The 15,705-nt window shown below is 71.6% G+C and carries 13 protein-coding genes; 4 read left to right on the forward strand and 9 right to left on the reverse strand.

Going from position 1 to position 15,705, the window contains the following annotated elements:
- Nucleotides 1–21 precede the first annotated feature (21 nt).
- The 3 genes from nrfD to fdh are packed head-to-tail and all read right to left on the reverse strand — an operon-like array spanning nucleotide 22 to nucleotide 5,398.
- A complete protein-coding gene (gene nrfD / locus ABZS71_RS11740; RefSeq protein ID WP_356209056.1) occupies nucleotides 22–1,107 on the reverse strand; it encodes an NrfD/PsrC family molybdoenzyme membrane anchor subunit in 1,086 nt (361 codons plus the stop codon).
- Nucleotides 1,107–2,138, reverse strand: a complete 1,032-nt coding sequence (locus ABZS71_RS11745; protein ID WP_356209059.1) for a 4Fe-4S dicluster domain-containing protein — start codon at nucleotides 2,136–2,138, stop codon at nucleotides 1,107–1,109. The genes nrfD and ABZS71_RS11745 overlap by 1 nt, the downstream gene beginning before the upstream one ends.
- Complete coding sequence (gene fdh / locus ABZS71_RS11750) at nucleotides 2,135–5,398, reverse strand: formate dehydrogenase (protein WP_356209062.1); 3,264 nt, start codon at nucleotides 5,396–5,398, stop codon at nucleotides 2,135–2,137. The genes ABZS71_RS11745 and fdh overlap by 4 nt, the downstream gene beginning before the upstream one ends.
- Before the next feature lie 59 nt (nucleotides 5,399–5,457).
- Between fdh and ABZS71_RS11755 the strand changes: the two genes are divergently transcribed.
- Nucleotides 5,458–6,189 (forward strand): DUF429 domain-containing protein, encoded by a 732-nt coding sequence (locus ABZS71_RS11755; RefSeq protein ID WP_355843979.1) that lies wholly within the window; start codon nucleotides 5,458–5,460, stop codon nucleotides 6,187–6,189.
- 89 nt (nucleotides 6,190–6,278) lie between these two features.
- Here the strand turns inward: ABZS71_RS11755 and ABZS71_RS11760 are convergent, their stop codons facing one another.
- The gene (locus tag ABZS71_RS11760) at nucleotides 6,279–7,487 is read right to left on the reverse strand and encodes a transglycosylase family protein (RefSeq protein ID WP_356209064.1); all 1,209 of its coding nucleotides are present in this window, start codon (nucleotides 7,485–7,487) and stop codon (nucleotides 6,279–6,281) included.
- 1,629 nt (nucleotides 7,488–9,116) lie between these two features.
- Between ABZS71_RS11760 and ABZS71_RS11765 the strand changes: the two genes are divergently transcribed.
- Nucleotides 9,117–9,383 (forward strand): zf-HC2 domain-containing protein, encoded by a 267-nt coding sequence (locus ABZS71_RS11765; RefSeq protein ID WP_356209066.1) that lies wholly within the window; start codon nucleotides 9,117–9,119, stop codon nucleotides 9,381–9,383.
- A 47-nt stretch (nucleotides 9,384–9,430) separates the two neighbouring features.
- On the forward strand, nucleotides 9,431–10,264 hold the full coding sequence (locus ABZS71_RS11770) for an MOSC N-terminal beta barrel domain-containing protein (RefSeq protein WP_355843971.1): 834 nt from the start codon (nucleotides 9,431–9,433) through the stop codon (nucleotides 10,262–10,264).
- A 58-nt stretch (nucleotides 10,265–10,322) separates the two neighbouring features.
- Here the strand turns inward: ABZS71_RS11770 and ABZS71_RS11775 are convergent, their stop codons facing one another.
- From ABZS71_RS11775 to ABZS71_RS11785, 3 genes are all read right to left on the reverse strand, one after another.
- Nucleotides 10,323–10,730 carry an SRPBCC domain-containing protein gene (locus ABZS71_RS11775; RefSeq protein ID WP_356209068.1) on the reverse strand — a complete coding sequence of 136 codons (408 nt, stop codon included), beginning with the start codon at nucleotides 10,728–10,730 and terminating at the stop codon, nucleotides 10,323–10,325.
- Nucleotides 10,731–11,007: 277 nt separating this feature from the next.
- Nucleotides 11,008–11,244 (reverse strand): DUF397 domain-containing protein, encoded by a 237-nt coding sequence (locus ABZS71_RS11780; protein ID WP_355843965.1) that lies wholly within the window; start codon nucleotides 11,242–11,244, stop codon nucleotides 11,008–11,010.
- Between the two features lie 5 nt (nucleotides 11,245–11,249).
- On the reverse strand, nucleotides 11,250–12,110 hold the full coding sequence (locus ABZS71_RS11785; RefSeq protein ID WP_356209071.1) for a helix-turn-helix transcriptional regulator: 861 nt from the start codon (nucleotides 12,108–12,110) through the stop codon (nucleotides 11,250–11,252).
- A 329-nt stretch (nucleotides 12,111–12,439) separates the two neighbouring features.
- Here ABZS71_RS11785 and ABZS71_RS11790 point away from each other — a divergent pair, with 329 nt between their 5' ends.
- Nucleotides 12,440–12,907 (forward strand): hypothetical protein, encoded by a 468-nt coding sequence (locus ABZS71_RS11790; protein ID WP_356209074.1) that lies wholly within the window; start codon nucleotides 12,440–12,442, stop codon nucleotides 12,905–12,907.
- Here ABZS71_RS11790 and ABZS71_RS11795 read toward each other — a convergent pair.
- Both ABZS71_RS11795 and ABZS71_RS11800 read right to left on the reverse strand, forming a co-directional pair.
- Nucleotides 12,902–14,764, reverse strand: coding sequence for an aminotransferase class I/II-fold pyridoxal phosphate-dependent enzyme (locus tag ABZS71_RS11795; RefSeq protein ID WP_356209280.1), 1,863 nt, complete (start codon nucleotides 14,762–14,764; stop codon nucleotides 12,902–12,904). The genes ABZS71_RS11790 and ABZS71_RS11795 overlap by 6 nt on opposite strands.
- Before the next feature lie 257 nt (nucleotides 14,765–15,021).
- Nucleotides 15,022–15,537: a LuxR C-terminal-related transcriptional regulator gene (locus ABZS71_RS11800; protein WP_356209076.1), complete on the reverse strand. Its 516-nt coding sequence runs from the start codon at nucleotides 15,535–15,537 to the stop codon at nucleotides 15,022–15,024.
- Nucleotides 15,538–15,705: the final 168 nt, after the last annotated feature.

Consider the following 15,705-nt stretch of genomic DNA (forward strand, 5'->3'; position numbering starts at 1 on the left):
AACGCGCGGAGGGGCCGGCCGTCAGTCCTCTTGAGTCTGGTGTGCCTGTTCTGCCTGTTGTCGTGCCTGCCGTGCCGCGATGCGCTCGCGCTGGGGAAGGACCGTGTACTTCGGATCCTCGGCCGAGCGCATTCCGGCGTGGAAGACACCGAAGCGCGTGCAGGCCGAGGCCGCCAGCAGCGCCGCGCCGCTGAGGGCCGCGGCGGTGCGGCCGCGGCGGCCGAGCAGGGCGCCGCCCAGGGCGCCCGCCACCGAGAGCGCCTCGGCCGCGCGCATGAGCCGGCCCGCCGTGCCCTCCCGGTAGGTCTCGGCGACCACCCCGAGGCGGTGTTTCATGGCCTGGACGGCGGCCGTCTCCAGCGCCGTGCCGAGCAGTGCGACATTCCGCGCCGGGGCGTTCTCGGCCACCGGCGAGGTGAGCAGGGCCATGCCGCCGGCCGCCGCCGCGGCCGAGCCGACGAACACGAAGGGCAGCTCGCGATAGCCGTCGTGCCAGCCGGGTACGGCCGTGTCGGCGGCCAGCACCGCCGTGTACGAGGCCACCGCCGGGCCCAGCAGCGCCGCCGCCGCGGTGGCCGCCCGGCCGGTACGTGGCAGCCTGCCGCCGAGGTCCAGCACGGCGGCGGCTCCGGCCGCCGGGCCGTACGCCGCCAGCAGCCATGAGCCGACGCTCATCGGCGAGGTCGGCTTGAACACCCGCAGCATGTTGGCGAAGCGCTCCGGGCGGCCGAGGTCGTGGACGAGGGCGGCGGCGGAGCCGGTGATGGCCACCAGCGAGGACACCTTGAGCGCGCGGGCCATGACCGGGCGGCCGGTCAGCTCGGCACCCGCCGCGGCCACCGACCCGGCCCCCGCGAGGCCGCCGAGGAAGAAGTAGCCCGCGATGTCCTGGGGCCGCCAGGTGGGCGGGTTGAGGACGGGCCTGCCGTAGTACGACGTGAACTCGGCCTGGGGAACCATCAGTTGCTCGCCCTTGCGGCCCCTGCGGCCCTTGCGCCCCTTGCGGTCACGCCGTGTTCCGCCGTCCCGCAGGCCCTGGCCGACCCGCGCGTCACGCCCCGGCCGCTCGCCGCGGATGCCGTCCCGGGTGACGTCCGACTCGCCCATCAGCGCTTCCTTCCCATGAGACCACGGCCGATACGGCGACGGCCCGTACGACCCTGGGCGGCGAACACGACGGCCACGCCACCGAGCAGGGTCAGCGCCGCGGCACCCGCGTGCCGCCACATCGAGGGCAGATCGCGGGTGGTGACGACCGGGTCCGGCGGCAGCCCGTACACCTCGGGCTCGTCCAGCAGCAGAAAGAAGGCGCCGTCGCCCCCGACGCCGTCCTCGGGGTCATGGCCGTACAGCCGGGCGTCGGAGACACCGACGCGGTGCAGCTCCTCCACCCGGGCGGCGGCGTGCTCGCGCAGCTCCTCCAGCGGACCGAACTGGATCGATTCGGTGGGACACGCCTTGGCGCACGCCGGTTCCTGGCCCGCGCCCAGCCGGTCGTAGCACAGGGTGCACTTGAAGACGCGGCCGTCCTCGGGGCGCTGGTCGATGACCCCGTACGGACAGGCCGGCACGCAGTACCCGCAGCCGTTGCAGATGTCCTCCTGGACCACGACGGTGCCGAACTCGGTGCGGAACAGCGAGCCGGTGGGGCAGACGTCCAGACAGGCGGCGTGGGTGCAGTGCTTGCACACGTCCGAGGCCATCAGCCAGCGCAGCTCGGTCCGCCCGTCCGGGGACGGCGGCGCGGGGGAGGTGGGTGTGATCGCCGCCTCCTCGGGCGGGGTGCCGGAGCCGCGCCCCGCGAGGGCGAGCACATCGACATCGCTGTGGTCGACGGCGGCCTCGGCATGGCCCAACGGCTTGTTCTGCTCGATGAAGGCGACATGGCGCCAAGTGGACGCGCCGAGGCCCTGGGAGTTGTCGTAACTCATCCCGGTGAACTCCAGCCCGTCCTCGGGGACGGCGTTCCACTCCTTGCACGCCACCTCGCAGGCCTTGCAGCCGATGCACACCGAGGTGTCGGTGAAGAAGCCGACGCGCGGCGGAGGTGACTGGTGTCCGGCGTCGCCGGCGGGGTCCGGTTCGCTACCGGCCAGCAGATTGCGGCCGATCAGCGAGCCCTTCGAGGAGTCGGTCATCCCCGGACCTCCGTTCCGGTGTGTTCCGTGATGCCGGCGCGCCGCCGATAGGTGTCGAGCAGGGTGGTCAGCTCGGGGCCGCGGGGGCGGCGGCCGGGGCGGATGTCGGCGGTCAGCGCCTTCACCTCCTGGATGTGCACATTCGGGTCGAGCGCGATGGCGGAGAGCTCATTGGCCGCGTCCCCGCGTGCGTAGCCATTGGGGCCCCAGTGGTAGGGCAGGCCGATCTGGTGCACCGTGCGGCCTCCGGCCCTCACCGGGGACATCCGCTCGGTGACCAGCACCCGCGCCTCGATCGCCCCGCGCGCGCTGACCACCGTCGCCCAGCCGGCGTGCTCAAGGTGCCGCTCGGCGGCCAGCTCGGGGGAGACCTCGCAGAACAACTCCGGCTGCAGCTCGGCGAGATACGGGGTCCAGCGGGTCATCCCGCCCGCCGTGAAGTGCTCGGTGAGCCGGTAGGTGGTGACCACGTACGGGAACACCTCGCTGCCCGGGTCGTCCCCGCTGGGGTGGAAGAGGTTGTGCTCATGCGGGAGGATCTCCCGTACGGGGCTGCGCTGCTGCTCGGGGTGGAGCGGATTGCGCACCGGTGAGTCCTGCGGCTCGTAGTGCACCGGCATCGGCCCGTCCACCAGCCCCGCCGGGGCGTACAGCCAGCCCTTGCCGTCGGCCTGCATGATGAACGGATCCACACCGCTGAGCGCGTCCGGGCCCTTGGCGTTCTTCGGCGGCCGGTACGAGGGCGCCCGGTCGGGGATGAAGTCGGGGATGTCATGGCCGGTCCATCGCCCCTCTTCGGCGTCCCACCACACCAGCGCCTTGCGCTCGCTCCATGGTTTTCCGGACGGATCGGCCGAGGCGCGGTTGTAGAGGATGCGGCGGTTGGCGGGCCAGGCCCAGGCCCATTCGGCGGCGATCCAGTCCTGCTCGGTGTGGGGCTTGCGCCGGGCGGCCTGGTTGACCCCGTCGGCGTAGACACCGCAGTAGATCCAGCAGCCACAGGAGGTGGAGCCGTCGTCCTTCAGCTCGGTGTAGGCGCTGAGCGGATCGCCTTCCGCCGTACGGCCGTTGATCTCGGCCAGGACCGCCTCGGCGCTGGGCTCGTCGAGCGGCCCCTCGGTGGGATAGGACCAGTTGAGATCCTGTACGAGGCGGTCCATCGGGTCGGCGGAGTCCCTCAGCCGCTCCTTGATCCGCCGGCCCAGGTGGTACATGAACCACAGATCGCTGCGCGCCTCGCCGTCCGGCTCCTTGGCGGCGAAATGCCACTGCAGCATGCGGTTGGTGTTGGTGAAGGAGCCCGCCTTCTCGGTGTGGGCGGCGGCGGGGAAGAAGAACACCTCGGTGGCGATGTCCTCGGTGCGCAGCTCCCCGGTGTCGATCTCCGGGCCGTCCTTCCACCAGGTGGCGGACTCGATGAGGGAGAAGTCGCGGACCACGAGCCATTCGAGGTTGGCCATCCCCAGCCGCTGCATCTTGGCGTTCGCCGAGCCCACGGCCGGATTCTCGCCCATCAGGAAGTAGCCCTTGCACACCCCCTCGAGCTGCGCCTTCACGGTCTCGTAGGTGCTGTGGGAGCCGGTCAGCCGGGGCAGATCGCCGAAGCAGAAGTCGTTGTCCGGGCGCGCCGCGTCGCCGAAATACGCCTTCAGCAGGCTCACGACGTAGGAGCGCATCTCGCCCCAGAAGCCCTTCTCGGTCTTTATGGCCCTGACGAACGTGTCCAGGTCCTCGTGCTGATGGGCATGCGGCATCGGGATATAGCCGGGGAGCACGTTGAAGAGGGTTGGGATGTCGCTGGAGCCCTGGATGCTGGCGTGGCCGCGCAGCGCCTGGATGCCGCCGCCGGGGCGGCCCATGTTGCCGAGGAGCAGCTGCAGGATGCAGGCGGTACGGATGTACTGGGCCCCCACCGTGTGCTGTGTCCAGCCGACCGCGTAGACGAACTCCGACGTGCGATCCGGGCCGGAGTTCTCCACCAGCGCGCGGCACACCTCCGAGAAGGTCTCGCGCGGAATGCCGCAGGTCTCCTCGACCAGCTCGGGTGTGTAGCGGGCGAAGTGGCGCTTGAGGATCTGATACACGCAGCGCGGATGCTGGAGGGTGCGGTCGGTGTGCGGATCGCCGTAGATGGCCGCGCCACCGGAGCCGTGGGACTCGGAGAGGGCCGCGGCGGCGACGCTCGCGCCGCGGCTGGTGCGCTCCTCGTACAGCTCGTCGGCCTCGCCCTGCGGCGCCTGGACCTGGGCGCCCTCGTAGTTCCAGCTGCCGATGTCGTAGTGGCCGGTCTCCTCGTTGAGGCCGGAGAAGATCCCGCCGAGGTCCTCGGTGTCCTGGAAGTCCTCACTGACGATCGTCGCGGCGTTGGTGTACTCCAGGACGTACTCGCGGAAGTCGTGGCCGCCCTCCAGCACATAGTTGATGATGCCGCCGAGGAAGGCGATGTCGCTGCCGGCCCGGATCGGCACATAGAGGTCGGCCAGCGCGCTGGTGCGGGTGAAGCGCGGATCGACGTGGATGACCTTGGCGCCGCGGGCCTTGGCCTCCATGACCCACTGGAAGCCCACGGGATGGGCCTCGGCGAAGTTGGATCCCTCGATGATGATGCAGTCCGCGTTCTGCAGATCCTGCAGAAAGGTGGTGGCGCCGCCCCGGCCGAAGGAGGTGCCGAGGCCTGCGACGGTGGAGCTGTGGCAGATCCGGGCCTGGTTCTCCACCTGGACCACGCCGAGCGCGGTCCACAACTTTTTGATGAGGTAGTTCTCCTCGTTGTCCAAGGTGGCGCCGCCGAGGCTGGCGAGGCCCAGGGTGCGGTTGACGCTGACGCCGTCCTGTTCCCACTGCCAGGTCTCGCGGCGGGTGCGGATCACCCGTTCGGCGACCATGTCCATCGCGGTCTCCAGGTCGAGCCGCTCCCATGCGGTGCCGTACGGGCGGCGGTAGAGCACCTGGTGGAGGCGGGAGTCGCCGGTGGTCAGCTGGAGCGTCGCCGACCCCTTGGGGCACAGCCGGCCGCGGCTGACCGGCGAGTCGGGGTCGCCCTCGATCTGCACGACCCGGTTGTCCTTGACATAGACGTTCTGGGCACAGCCCACCGCGCAGTACGGGCAGACGGACTTCACCACCTGGTCGGCGGTGACCGTGCGGGGCGCCAGGTTCCGGGTGGCCGCCGAGGTGGCGGCGGCGCCGCGCCCGAGCGGGTCGCTGCCGGTCAGCTGACGGTAGACGGGCCACTCCTGGACCCAGGTACGTACGCCCATGCCTGTCCTTTCGCGCCACTCGGCCCACGTCGGCCCGCCCGCGTGGTCAGATACGGCGCATGGGTTCCCCCGGCGATCTGTTTCACACCCCTCCCGCACCCGGATGCGCCGAATCGGCCGTCGTGGGGGTGGACGCCTGCCCCACCGGCTGGGTCGCCGTGACCCTGCGTGAGGGCGGCTTCGCCGGCGCCGATACGGCCAAGGGGCTGACCGAGCTGCTGCGCCGGGTGCCGGACGCCGCCGTGGTGGCGGTGGACATGCCGCTGGGGCTGCTGGCGGCCGGACGGCGGAGCGCGGACACGCTGGCCGTCGCCAAGCTGGCCCCGCACCGCTCCCGGGTCTTCCCGGTGCCGCCGCGTCAGGTCTGGGAGGAGGCGGACTACGCCGCGGCCAATCTGTGCTGCCGGCGGCTCACCGGCTCCGGAATGAGCCGTCAGTCCTGGGGGCTCGCGGCGAAGCTGCGCGAGGCCAACGCATGCCGTGACGGTGGCGACCACCGGCTGCACGAGGTCCACCCCGAGGTCTGTTTCGCCGCCATGAACGACTCGCTGCCCGTGGCCTGGAGCAAGAAGAGCTGGAACGGCCAGGCCGTACGGCGACGGCTGCTGCGGGACCAGGGCATCGTTCTGCCCGACGACCTCGGCCCGGCCGGCCGGGTGCCGCCCGACGACGTCCTGGACGCCGCGGCGGCGGCCTGGAGCGCGCACCGCATCGCGCTCCAGGCCGCCCGGAGCCTTCCCGACCCGCCCGAGACGGCGGACACGGGGCTCCCCGTCGCGATCTGGTACTGACTCCCGCGTGCGGATGGCGGGAGGCCGCCCGAGCCGTGCCTCGGGCGGCCTCCCCTTCCCCCAACCCCCCGGAATCGGACCGTGTGGCGTCAGGCGCTGACGCCGTGCGCACGCAGATACGCGAGCGGGTCGACGTCGGACCCGTAGCGCGGGCTGGTGCGCACCTCGAAGTGGAGATGTGGACCGGTGGTGTTCCCGGTGTTGCCGGACCGGGCGATCCGGCGGCCCGCGTCCACGGTCTGCCCGGTGCGCACCGTCAGCGCCGACAGATGCGCGTACTGGGTGTAGAGGCCCGCGGCGTGGCGGATGATCACCTGGTAGCCGAAGGCGCCGCCCCACCCCGCGGCCACCACGGTGCCCGGCGCGGCCGCGTGCACGGAGGTCCCGATGGGGACCGCGAAGTCTACGCCGGTGTGGTGGCCGCTCGCCCACCGTGAGCCGCGGATGCCGTACGCCGCGGTGACGGGCCCGCTGACCGGCGCCACATGGCGGCGCGCGGGGGACTTGCGGACGACCTTGTGGCTGGAGGCCGCCGACGCGCGCTTGGGCGTCGCCTTGTGCGGGTGCCGGGCGCCCGAGGGGAGGGCGAGCCGCTGCCCCGGGCGGATCACGTCGGGGTTCGCGCCGATGGTCCCGCGGTTGGCGTGGTAGAGCGCCTTCCAGCCGCCGCTGACGGACGTACGCGTCGCGATGCGGGATAACGTGTCGCCGCGGACCACCGCGTACGAGCCGGAGGCCGCCGCTCGCCGGGCGTGGTGCCTGTCGCGGTGGGTCGGGGCGGACTTGGCGGATGGTGTGGCCGGCTTGGCCGGCTTGGCTTGTTCGGCCGGGTGCTGGGGGGTGCGCTTCGGGGTGTGCTTGGCCGGCGGTTCGGCGCTCCGGGAACCGCCGCGGCTCGCCACCTCGGCGGACGGCCCGGACCGCGTCAGCCGGCCCCGGACGGAACAGACCGGCCAGGCGCCCGGGCCCTGCCGGCCGAGAACCGCCTCGGCCACCCTGATCTGCCCGGACTTGCTCGCCAGATCGGCCCGCGCGGCGTACGCGGTGCCGCCGAACGCCTCCCAGGTGTGCTGAGAGAACTGCAGCCCGCCGTAGTAGCCATTGCCGGTGTTGATGCTCCAGTTGCCTCCGCTTTCGCACTGGGCGACCTTGTCCCAGGTGTCGACCGGGGCCGCGTGGGCGACGCCGGTGCCGAGGAACGGCAGGACGATGCCGACGCTGCCCGCGGTCAGGGCGGCACACAGGGGGGAGACCCGGCTGGGCGATGCGGGGCGGCGGTGACTTCCTCGTACGGCCATGGGGCTGGTTCCTCTCCACAACGGCTCTCGACGTGCCCTCCGGAGGCCCGGCGGGCTGTATGAGTACCGCAGCCGCACTCCGCAGGTCACAAGGCGCAGGGGGCCTCATGGACCGCCGTGCGCCGCCGGATCCCACCCCCGGAAGTGACTGATGCTCCATCAGATGCGCATGGGCGGGCGCGTGGAGGGCCGGGGGCGCACGGACGTGAGCGGCGCGGGGCGGGGCGGCCGCCGGCCGGGCGCGGTGATCACGGTCCGCCGGCCGCCCCCGTACGGCGGGAAATGATTCTTCGGCGCTCTGTCGGCGGCAGCCGCTATTCCGCCGCATTGGTTTCCCGGTGATCGGTTAACGGTCTCGGCCGGACGGCCGGGCGAATTGCGCGCGGGACGGCGGCGGTTCGGCCGGGCCGGGGCCGCCGGTGACCCAATGCGGTGCCTCGTATCCGTCGGCCGCGTTGTACGCGATCTTCCTCGGCGCTATTGCGCCGGTGCCCGGCCAAGATCTTCTCTCTTGGCGGCCGGTCGGCGGCGGTCCGCGGCGGGCCGCGGTAACCGCGCGGCACCGGCCGGGAACCGGCCGCACCGGCCCGGGGCCGGCCCCGGGGAAAGGCGGGAAGCCGAGGGGGGTGAGGGAGAGCGGGAGGACGGGCAAATGGGAGGGTCTCGCGGCATGACGGGGTATGAGGGCGGGAAGCCGCCCGAAGGCCGCGGGCCCGGCCTGGAACTGCTCGCGGCCGAGGGAGGGATGAAACGTTCGCATCGGGACGGGCCGTCGCGCTGGCCGTACGGGGCCTGGGGGCCCGGGCCCGGCGCGGACGCCATCGCCGACGGTCCGGGGGATACGGGTCTCGGCCGAAACAACCCCGGCCACAACTCCTCGTCCGCCTCGCCCCGCTATGGCCCCGCAACAAGGGGGTGCGGCCCTCTGGCTTCGACCAACGCGAAGGTGACCCCAACGGACCTGACGTGTCGTTTTCCTTAACTGCCGCGGCGCATCGCCTCGCCGACCGCCGCGTACCGCGGCAGTTCTCCGAAAAGAGCCAGTTGTCATGGCGGTCGAGAACTGGCGGAGAATCACGCGGTCCCTGTATAGCGGGAACCGCGCCGCCGCGGATATCATTGACGCACATCGACTTCATCGCGGAGCCCGCTCGCAGGAGCGGCTCCGAATATCGCCCCCTCACCCCCTCACCCCCTCACCCCCTCACCCCGCACCGCCGGGACCCCGAGCGACGCCGAAGTCGTCATTTCCCGACGGCCTCGTCCGCCGCTGGCGTGGAAACGGTGAGTTGTGGGTTTATGTCCCCGGGGCGGCGCAGCGCGCCTACGGCGTATGCGGGTCGTCACCGATCACGCGCACTAGGCCAACTGTCGTACCCGGCCATACGCCGTACGGCTGGACGCCCGGCGGGGGGCGCATACCGCCGCGCAGCGTGCCGTGAAACGCCCGCCGGACACCGGGCAGTGCCCGGATCCGGCGGTCCGCCGCCCCTCGCCGCCCCGCCCCCGCCTGGCCGTGCGGCCGCCGTGGTCATCTTCCGACCGCCGACACGCCCGTGCGGTGAACCATCCGGGGCCGATGATCGTGTCGGCTACTGCGGACGAAAGACGTTGGCGGAAGAGGCGACGGTGGAATGTGAACAGGTACGCGTCGGGCTGGCGGCCCACGCCCTCGGCGGGCTGGAACCGGCCGAGGCGCAGGCCGTGGAGGACCATCTGGCGGGCTGCCCGGCCTGCGAGGCCGAACATGCCCGCCACGCGGGCGTGGCCGAGCTGATGGGTACGGTCCAGGCGTGGGAAGTGGCGCCCGACGCACCGGTCCGCGAAGCCGGCCCGGAGCGTTCCCTCGACGCCCTCCGCGCCCGCCCCCGCACCGAGCGCGACGAGCGGAGCTGAAGCGGCCCCACGCCGTGGTGGTATCGGAGCACGGGTAAGGTGCCGATGTGGCGACTGTCGTTGAGCTGATCTCTTATCCCATCAAGGGATGCGCGGGCGTATCCCTGGCCGACGCGCCGCTGACGGAGGCGGGCCTGCCGCACGACCGCAGCTTCATGGTCGTGGGCGAGGACGGTGTGTTCCGCAGCCAGCGGCGGTACCCCCGGCTCGCGGTCATCCGCCCCGAGGTCGACCCGGACGGGCAGCGGCTCACCCTGTCGGCGCCGGGCGCCGGCGAGGTGGGCTTCGGCATCGACGTGGCGTCCGCCCGGCGCGATGTGGAGCTGTTCGGCGCGCCGTATCAGGGCATCGACCAGGGCGAGGACGCGGCCGGGTGGCTGTCGGAGGTGCTCGGCGCGCCGAGCAGGCTCGTGCGGGTGCCACCGGAGCACGACCGGGTGACCGACGGATGGATACCGGGCACCTCCGGCTACGCCGACAGCAGCGCTGTGCACATCATCTCCCGGTCCACCCTGGACACCCTGAACCAGCGGCTCGCCGAAGCGGGCGGTGACCCCCTGCCGATGTCGCGCTTCCGGCCCAACATCGTGATCGGCGGTTGGGAGGAACCGTATCTGGAGGACCGGGTGCGCCGGATGGCCATCGGCAACGCCGAACTGGGCTTCGCCAAGCTCGCCGTGCGGTGTGCCGTCACCATGGTCGACCAGAGCACCGGAGCCAAGGCGGGCCCGGAGCCACTGCGCACCCTCGCCCGCTACCGCCGCGGGCCGGAGGGCGGCACCGTCTTCGGCGCGAAGTTCTCCGTGACGCGGCCCGGCGAGATGGCCGTGGGCGACGAGGTGGCCGTCACCGGCTGGGACGGCCCGCCGCCGGGGGAGTGACGTACGCGCCGGGCCCCTGCGGAGCGCGTACGCCACACCGTACGGCGGGACCGGCGGGTCACACCGTCGCGAGCACCTTGGCGAAGCCGTCGAGGAGCCGGCCGGCGCCCTCCTCGGCCTGGGCGCACTGCTCCTGAGAGGGGGCCGGCTGACGCAGCACCACCTCGGTCTTGCCGCCCAGATCGGCGAAGGCGGCGGTCAGGACCATGGCGCCGTCCGGAAGGTCCACGGTCCACACCAGCCGCTCATGGTCGGCCACCTCGCGGAAGACGCCGCCCATGGGCAACTCACCCGCCGGGGTGGCCACCGCGGCGCGCCAGGCGCCGCCCGGCCGGACGTCCAGCTCGACGGACTCGGGCGCGGCACCGAACCAGCGGGCGAAGTACTCCGGCTCGGTCCACACCCGCCACACCACCTCGCGCGGTGCGTCCAGAACCCGGGTGATCGTGATCTCGGTGGTGCTCATGGTGGTCTCCTCGGTGAGGGGAAGGCGTTGTCACCGGGTCAGACCGGGCCGGCGTACGAAACTCATCGGTCACCTCTCAGCGCCCGTCCGCAGCAGCCCCCCGTTCCGCAACCCCGGGAAGGACCCACGAGCACACGGTGCTCGCCCCGATCCCGGCCCGTACCGCCCTCACCGCCGGTCTGCTCCAGGCCCTGGCGGCGGACGCCTCGTAGCGCCGTGCGGACCGCCGCCGTGCCGGGCACGGCGGCGGTCGTGGCGAGGGAACACGGGGGACGGGTCAGGACACGAGGAAGTCGGCCTCGCCGGCCTTGGCGCCCCGGATGAACGCGATGATCTCGCTGCGGGTGTAGATCAGCGCCGGGCCGTCCGGATCGGTGGACTGACGGATGGCGACCCGCCCGTCGTCCAGCTTCAGGGCCTCGACGCAGTTTCCGCCGTTGCCACCGCTCCACGGCTTGCGCCAGCCCTCGCTGCCGAGGTCGGCCGCGCGCATGCCGTTGTGAATGCGATCCATCCAGATCAGAGCTCCTTGCGGAAATCACGGAGGATTTCCTTTGTGCGTCGTGCGGTTGCCGCCTGGGCCGCCATGCGGTCCATGGCCTCCAGATGAGAGGCCACCTCGATACGTTCATCGAGGTAGACGGCGCCGGTCAGGTACTCGACGTAGACCATGTCCGGCAGTTCGGGAACAGCGAAGCGGAAGAGCACGAAGGGGCCGTAGGTGCCCGGATGGTGTCCGGAGGAGAACTCCGAGATCTGCAGCGTGATGTGCGCCATCTCGGTGCTCTCCAGCAGCCGGTCGACCTGCCGCCGCATCACCGCCGGTGAGCCGACGCGTCTGCGCAGCACGGTCTCGTCCATCACGACCCACAGCCGCGGCGCGTCCGGGCGGGTGAGCAGCGCCTGGCGCTCCATGCGCAGCGCCACATGGCGCTCCACCTCCCTGGTGCCCGCCTGGCCGACGGCGCCGGTCTGCATGACGGCCCGGGCGTAGTCCTCGGTCTGGAGCAGCCCGGGGACGAAATGCGGCTCGTACGCCCGGATCATCTCGGCCGCGCCCTCCAGGCTGACATGCACGCTGAACCAGTCCGGAAGGATGTCGTGGAACCGCTGCCACCAGCCGGGCCTGTTGGCCTCTTCGGTCAGGGTGATGAACGCCTCGAGCTCGGCGCCGGTGATCCCGTAGGCGTGCAGCAGCATCTGCACATACGGGACCTTCAGCGCGACCTCTGCCGTCTCCATCCTGCGGATGGTGGCGGGCGCGACCCGCAGCACCTTCGCGGCCTCCTCGCGCCTGAACGCCGCCTTCTCCCGCAGATCCTGCAGACGCTTGCCGAGGACGACCTGGCCCACGGTCGGGGCCGAGCGCGGTTCGCTCACCTGAATCCCTCCCTGGCCTCCCCCTTGCTGATGCTCGCAGTGTGCCATGTCCAGGACGGCCCAGACACACTGCATGTGTGACTCTGCACAATTCAGAGTGCCGCTTGCCAAGTGTGTCGGGCGGTGCGCATAGTTGCGTCATGATCCCGTTAACGCGGCCGTGGCCGGCCTTCGGTGGCCCTGGTGTCCCGCTCCGGCCGTGCCGCCGCGGGACCCCTGCGCGGGAGCCGCTTCCACCCCGCTGATCCGCTGCCCCGGACCATGGCCGTGAGACCTCTGCCGCGTTGACCGCAGGCGCAAGCGGCCCGACTTTTGCGATGTGCCCGTAGATGACTCATGCCTTCGCCGGTGCGCTGACCGGCTTCGCCCGCGACCGGTTCAGGCAGCGCGGATCCCGTTCGGAACCCGGCGGCCGCCGTCTCCAGCTCCCGCCCGCCCTGCGGGCGGGGCGTGAGTACGACGCCGTGGGCGTGGCCGAGCGGCACGGGCCCCGGGTCATGGATCTGCTGCCCCGGGCGGGCTGTGTCCTCGCCGACGCGGGGCGCTGGTGGTGGATCGTGCCGCCGCAGTCGGACGTCGGGGTCACCTGGCCCCCGCTGGCCCGGTACGCGGTCGGGGCCCAGGTGACCGGCGCGTCCGAGGGACGGACCGGCCGCGCGGGGGAGGAACCACGGCTGGTGCACTGGCCCCGCGACAACGAGCCGTACACCCATCCGCTGCTGCTGCACATCGCCGTCTGCGCGGCGGCCGGGATCTCCCCGGCCTGGCCGCGCGAGGACCGACGGCCACGGTCATGACATGGTGTCGTCCTTCAGATAGGCGGCGGGGCTGGGATAGCGCCGCAGCGCCGGGGTGAGCCCTGTGGGCTCCTCGTCGGGCTGGGGGGCAGGGGGCTTGAGGTCCACGGGGTCGTAGACGATGGCCTGCGTCTGCTCCACCGGGGACGGCTCCGGTGTGACGGCCGCCGGCTTCTGTCCGTAGACGGGGATGTTGTCGACGGTCGTCTCTTCCGGAGACGTCCGCGGCTGGGCGTACGCGACGGCCGCCATCGGCGCCTGGGCCTGGACCACCGGGATCTGGGAGGTCTGCGCCAGTGCGTTCTGGAGCTGGGCGTCCTGGAGCCGCGCGCTCGGGAACTGGGCGCTCTGCGGCTGGGGCGCCATCTGCATCAGCGGCTGCTGCGCCTGCGGGGCCTGGCTCTGGGCCGGCTGGAGCTGCGTCTGGAACTGCTGCGCCTGCTGCGGGAACGCGGCCGGGGCCTGGTACGGGGCCGTTTGCACCGGGGGAGTGGCGACGTACGCGGGCGCCAGCTCCGCGAGCGGCTGCTGGGCGTATCCGGCCGAGCCACCCTGGAAGGACGTCGACCGCCCGTACGGATCCAGGATGCCCTGCGGCGGCGCCAGGGCGGTCGCCGAGTACATCGGCTGCTCCTGCGCCGCCGGGGCGGCGGCCAGCTGCGGCATCTGCTGGTACGGGTAGTCCAACGACTGCTCCTGCGGCGCCGAGTACATCGGTGTCTGCTGTGCGTAGCCGACCTGGGGAGCGTAGAAGGACGTCCCGTACAGCACCGTGCTCAGCCCAGTCAGCAGCCGCTGCACATCCGGCTGGGAGCGCACCACCAGACGCATGAACTGGCTGCTGCTGCCCAGCTTGTTGCCGCATTCGCGGACCAGCACCCCGTGCTGGGACAGCAGCTGGTCCCGGACCCAGGTGCCGTCGATGCCGCCCGGCAGCTTGATGAAGACGAAGTTGCCCTGGGAGGGGTAGACCGTGACCCCGGGCAGCCCGGTCAGCTGGGTGGTCATCTGTTGGCGGTCGAGGCTGATCATCCGCAGGCTCTCCATGTACTCCTGCCGGTAGCGCTTCAGCATGAAGACGATGACCTCGGCGAAGGAGTTGAGGTTCCACTTCGGCAGCCGGGAGCGGATCTGCACGGCGAGCCCCGGATTGGCGACCAGATAGCCGAACCGGACGCCGTGCAGCCCGAAGTTCTTGCCGAGGCTGCGCAGCACGATGACATTGGGGCGCAGCACCGCCTCGTCCACGACGCTCGGATACGACTCGGTGACCGCGAACTCCAGGAAGGACTCGTCGATCACGACCAGGTCGAGGTCGGAGAGGGCGTCCATCATACCGATGACGGCCTGGCGGGAGAGCAGTCCGCCGTCGGGGTTGTTGGGATTGCAGATCACGGCGACGCGTGAGCCCCGGGAACGTACGAAGGAGACGAACGCGGCCGGGTCGAGCGCGAAGCCGTTCATCTCCGGGAGTTGGAACATGTCGACCCGTTTGCCGGTCTCCATCGGCTGGTCGGTCCACCGCCCGAAGGTGGGGATCGGGACCGCCAGGCTCTCCTTCACCAGCAGATGGTCGATCCAGGTGATGAGTTCGGTCGAGCCGTTGCCCATCGCCATTGTCTGCGGCTGGAGCCCGAGCACATCGGCCAGCTCGGCGGTGATGGTCTCCGCGGGGCTCGGGTAGTACGTGAGGATGTCCCGCAGCCGGACCGCCATCACGGCGAACATCGCGGGAGTGGGGAAGTACGGATTGCAGGGGATGCAGAAGTCCACGAGCTCCTGTCCGCCACCCGTGACCCCGGCGCGGTTCAGCGCGAAGTACGACGGGCTGTGGGCGGTGCCACGGAAGAGCTCCATGGCATCACCGGTATTGCCGACTGCGGCAACAGTCACGGCGGGACCTCCTCGGTCGCGTGGGCCGCGTCGATGGGCTGACACGGCCGTTGCGGCTCGTCCCTCGAGCCTGACGCATGATCCCTCGAACGCGGGGCAGGTGAGCATTTTCGTGGGGTCTGTGAAGAGTTCGAGGACAAGTGCGCGCGTATCGAATAGAATGCCGCCCCTTACCCTGTTACTGAAGAGGGCGCCGCCCAGCTTCCGGCCCCAAGGGGCCGTCAGCCCGGAGGGTGCGGCGGGCGCTCGCCGTCGGCGAGCGCGGTCCGGTTCTGTTCCGCTACCCAGACCGCCACCTGTGCACGCGAGGTGAAACCCAGCTTGCTCGGAATGTGCTCAATATGGCCCTCGGCCGTGCGCTGAGCGACCACCGGTGCCGCGGCGATCTCCTTGTTGCTCAGCCCCCGCGCGACCAGTTGGGCGATCAATGCCCTGCGGCTCGCCGTCGGGCCGATCCGGCTGACGCTCTCGCTGTGCTCCGCCGACCGCGCGTTCCGGTGCGAGGTCGCCGACGAGGACCCCGGGCCGCCCCGGGTGCGCCGGGTGTGCGACGACGACGAGGGCGGGCGCGGGCTCCATCTGCTGGAGGGGCTCTCCCGCTGCTGGGGCAGCACCCGTACGGCGGCGGGCAAGGCCGTCTGGTGCGAGCTCACGCGTGCCCGGCGGCCCTGGAAGCCGCCTTGGAGGACTCTGCCGACCACACTGACCGACCGTGAGCCGGCGAAGGGAGATGTCATAGACGACTCCATGCCTCGTACCCACACAAGTGATACCGATCGGCCCGGGGACGGGATGGTGAACGCCCTCACCACGCCTTCCACCCTCGGGTCTGTGCTGTGATCAAGATTGATCGTCGTCGTCCGGTTCGTGTAGCCTGACGATTGCACTGCGTGCATACTTTTACG

Origin of the sequence: Streptomyces sp. NPDC005393 (assembly GCF_040606675.1) — a bacterium.
In the GTDB taxonomy this organism is placed as follows: domain Bacteria; phylum Actinomycetota; class Actinomycetes; order Streptomycetales; family Streptomycetaceae; genus Streptomyces.

Coding starts and splice junctions, on each gene's coding strand:
- nrfD (WP_356209056.1), bottom strand. CDS start 1,107: ATGGGCGAGTCGGACGTCACCCGGGACGGCATCCGCGGCGAGCGGCCG.
- ABZS71_RS11745 (WP_356209059.1), bottom strand. CDS start 2,138: ATGACCGACTCCTCGAAGGGCTCGCTGATCGGCCGCAATCTGCTGGCC.
- fdh (WP_356209062.1), bottom strand. CDS start 5,398: ATGGGCGTACGTACCTGGGTCCAGGAGTGGCCCGTCTACCGTCAGCTG.
- ABZS71_RS11755 (WP_355843979.1), top strand. CDS start 5,458: ATGGGTTCCCCCGGCGATCTGTTTCACACCCCTCCCGCACCCGGATGC.
- ABZS71_RS11760 (WP_356209064.1), bottom strand. CDS start 7,487: ATGGCCGTACGAGGAAGTCACCGCCGCCCCGCATCGCCCAGCCGGGTC.
- ABZS71_RS11775 (WP_356209068.1), bottom strand. CDS start 10,730: ATGAGCACCACCGAGATCACGATCACCCGGGTTCTGGACGCACCGCGC.
- ABZS71_RS11780 (WP_355843965.1), bottom strand. CDS start 11,244: ATGGATCGCATTCACAACGGCATGCGCGCGGCCGACCTCGGCAGCGAG.
- ABZS71_RS11790 (WP_356209074.1), top strand. CDS start 12,440: ATGACTCATGCCTTCGCCGGTGCGCTGACCGGCTTCGCCCGCGACCGG.
- ABZS71_RS11795 (WP_356209280.1), bottom strand. CDS start 14,764: ATGGAGCTCTTCCGTGGCACCGCCCACAGCCCGTCGTACTTCGCGCTG.
- ABZS71_RS11800 (WP_356209076.1), bottom strand. CDS start 15,537: ATGACATCTCCCTTCGCCGGCTCACGGTCGGTCAGTGTGGTCGGCAGA.